This is a genomic window from Novosphingobium sp. TCA1 (genome assembly GCF_009811895.1).
Lineage (GTDB): Bacteria > Pseudomonadota > Alphaproteobacteria > Sphingomonadales > Sphingomonadaceae > Novosphingobium > Novosphingobium panipatense_A.
On the sequence record NZ_BLJH01000119.1, the window covers coordinates 1 to 951 of the forward strand.

The 951-nt window shown below is 61.9% G+C and carries 1 protein-coding gene; it reads left to right on the forward strand.

The genetic code is table 11. The features are described 5' to 3' along the window. Nucleotides 1-96: 96 nt before the first annotated feature. Nucleotides 97-951: IS110 family transposase (locus tag NTCA1_RS28320; RefSeq protein ID WP_159832504.1), on the forward strand; the 855-nt coding region annotated here is incomplete at its 3' end.

Genomic DNA, 951 nt, shown 5'->3' on the forward strand with positions numbered 1-951 from the left:
CCAAGGACGCCGGCGCTTAGACCCAATGACTGCCGGAGCCTCAAGGGCTCAAATCTGAGATGCTGACGTTGGATTGGTGAGCAACGGAGGCGAGTCATGACACAGGCAGTGAAATATGTCGGTTTGGACGTGCACAAGGAAACCATCGCGGTCGCAGTCGCTGATGGAGAACGCGGAGGCGAGGTGCGCTTTGTAGGCACAATCGTCAATGAGGACGACGCAGTCAGAAGGCTGGTCAAGCGACTGGCGGCGCCGGATGTAACTTTGAGCGTCTGCTATGAGGCTGGCCCTTGCGGCTATGGTTTGCACCGGCTTCTGACGAAACTGGGACAGGCTTGTATCGTTATCGCCCCCTCAATGATGCCGAGACGGCCGGGGGATCACGTAAAAACCGACCGGCGTGATGCGATGACGTTGGCGGGGCTGCTGCGTGCCGGCGAGCTCACCGCGATCTGGGTGCCGGACGAAGCCCACGAGGCGGTGCGCGACCTGATCCGGGCCCGGCGAAGCGCTCAGGAAAATGCTACCGAGGCGCGGCAGGCAGTGCGAAGTTTCCTGCTCCGCCACGATCGTCGTTTTGGCGGCAAGACGGCCTGGACGAAGATGTACTGGCGGTGGTTATCGGAACAGCGCTTCGACTTCCCGCACCAGCAGCTGGCCTTTGAGGAAATGCAAAAGCGGGTGCTGGAGGCTCAGGCACGGGTCGGTCGCCTCGAGGCCGCGCTGGGCGAAGCAATGCAAGCCTGGCATTTCGGAGCGCTGGTCCACAATCTCCAGGCCTTGCGCGGCATTAGGCTGATCGTCGCCGCTACGCTGGTCGCCGAGGTCGGTGATCTCACTCGCTTCGACAACCCAAAACAGTTGATGGCCTATGTCGGCCTGGTGCCCTCCGAGCATTCCAGCGGCGCTCGTACCAAGCGCGGCCGGATTACCCGCGCGGGTAATGGACAT